At 71.2% G+C, this 2,161-nt stretch carries 2 protein-coding genes; both read right to left on the bottom strand.

Annotation, left to right across the window (positions count from 1 at the left end; genetic code table 11):
• Window positions 1-116: 116 nt before the first annotated feature.
• Window positions 117-896, bottom strand: a complete 780-nt coding sequence (locus FB454_RS34680; protein ID WP_013287369.1) for an HAD-IIA family hydrolase — start codon at window positions 894-896, stop codon at window positions 117-119.
• A 33-nt stretch (window positions 897-929) separates the two neighbouring features.
• Window positions 930-1,961, bottom strand: coding sequence for a ferrochelatase (locus FB454_RS34675; protein WP_013287370.1), 1,032 nt, complete (start codon window positions 1,959-1,961; stop codon window positions 930-932).
• Window positions 1,962-2,161: the final 200 nt, after the last annotated feature.

Raw genomic sequence — 2,161 nt, 5'->3', positions numbered from 1 at the left:
TCCGGTTCCGTGTGGGCGTCAGCACCTCACACCTCGCCGGAGGTCTCGCCTCGTCTCAAGCCGCCACGCCGTCAACAACCCTCATGGGCATTACAGCTAGCGCCGCAGACCCCGGCTCAGACCTCGTCGATCAAGTCGGCCACCGAGTCGACGATCCGCGACGGACGGTACGGGTACCGCTCCGCCTCGGTCCGGCTGCTGATGCCGGTGAGCACCAGGATCGTCTCCAGTCCGGCCTCCAGGCCGCACAGGATGTCGGTGTCCATCCGGTCGCCGATCATCGCGGTCGACTCGGAGTGCGCGTCGATGGTGTTCAGCGCCGAGCGCATCATCATCGGGTTGGGCTTGCCCACGAAGTACGGGTCGACGCCTGTCGCCTTTGAGATCATCGCCGCCACCGAACCGGCAGCCGGCAACGCGCCCTCCACCGACGGGCCGGTGGCGTCGGGGTTGGTGCAGATGAACCGGGCGCCGTCGTTGATCAGCCGGATCGCCTTGGTTATCGCCTCGAAGCTGTAGGTGCGCGTCTCCCCCAGCACCACGTAGTCCGGGGCGAAGTCGCTCAGGATGTACCCCACCGCGTGCAGCGCCGTGGTCAGGCCGGCCTCACCGATCACGTACGCGGTGCCGCCCGGCCGCTGGTCGGCCAGGAACTGGGCGGTGGCCAGCGCCGAGGACCAGATCGCCTCCTCCGGCACGTCCAGCCCCATCCGGGCCAGCCGGGCCTGGAGGTCGCGCGGGGTGTAGATGGAGTTGTTCGTCAGCACCAGGAACGGCTTGCCGGAGGCGCGCAGCTTCTTGACGAACTCCGGGGCGCCGGGCACCGGCTGCCCCTCGTGCACCAGCACGCCGTCCATGTCGGTGAGCCAGCTCTGCACCGGCTTGCGGTCAAGCATCGTGTCGTCCCCAGGGGTGTCGTCGGGTCGGGCTCAGGGCCGGCGGGCCGGGGGCACGCAGCACAACGCCGGGCAGGTGTCCCAGGCCGGCAGCTCGCCGAGGCGGCGGCGCAGCCGCTCCCCGTCCGGGGCGGTGCGCTCTCCGACCAGCTCGCGGACCATCGCCACGAACCGCGGGTCGACCCCCGGGGTGCCGGCGCGGACGAAGTCCAGGCCGAGCTGCTTGGCCGTCTCCAGCGCCTCGGTGTCCAGGTCCCACACCACCTCCAGGTGGTCGGAGACGAACCCGATCGGGCTGACCACCACGCTCGTCACACCCTGCTCGGGCAGCGTGGCCAGGTGGTCGTTGACGTCCGGCTCCAGCCACGGCACCTGCGGCGGCCCGGACCGGCTCTGCCAGACCAGGTCGTACGCCAGGTCGGGCGCGGCCGCGGCGTGCACCAGCCGGGCGACCTCCTCAAGCTGGGCGGTGTAGCGGCCGCCGTGCGGGCCGGCGGTGGCCGCCGCCGACATCGGTACGGAGTGCGCGGTGAAGACCAGCCGGGTGCTGTCCCGCTTCGCCGGGTCGAGCTGGGCCAGCGCGGCGCGGACCGCGTCGGCGTGCGGCTCGATGAAGCCGGGGTGATCCCAGAACTGGCGCAGCTTCTCGATCAGCGGGGCGTCCGGGCCGACCGCGGCGCGGGCCGAGGCGATGTCCTCCTGGTACTGCCGGCAGGACGAGTAGCCGCCGTACGCGCTCGTCACGAACGCCAGCGCCCGGGTGATCCCGTCGTCGCGCATCCGCGCGACGGTGTCGGCGAGCATCGGATCCCAGTTGCGGTTGCCCCAGTAGACCGGCAGGTCGACGCCGTTGGCGGCGAAGTCCTCGCGGATCGCGGCGAGCAGGTCGCGGCACTGCTGGTTGATCGGCGACACCCCGCCGAAGTGCAGGTAGTGCTCGGCGACCTCGGCGAGTCGCTCCGGGGGCACCCCCCGGCCCCGGGTCACGTTCTGGAGGAATGGGAGAACGTCCTCGGGCCGCTCCGGGCCACCGAAGGAGACCAGCACCAACGCGTCGTACGCCATGGGGCCATTCTTCCTCGCCCGCCGTCACGGCGTGGCGACGCCCCCTGGTCGGTGTGGTGACCACCCGGGCCGCGACGTGTTAAGAAGGGCCCCTTCCGCTGCACGAGGCGTTAAGTGAGTGTTTGAGATTTGGGGTGTGGCGGCGTGTCGGGTTGAGGTGAGGGAAGGCCCTCGGTAGGTCCGGTGGTGTCGAGCCAACC

The organism is Micromonospora sp. CNZ297 (assembly GCF_007827625.1).
This window is presented reverse-complemented; position numbering and strand designations above follow the sequence as displayed.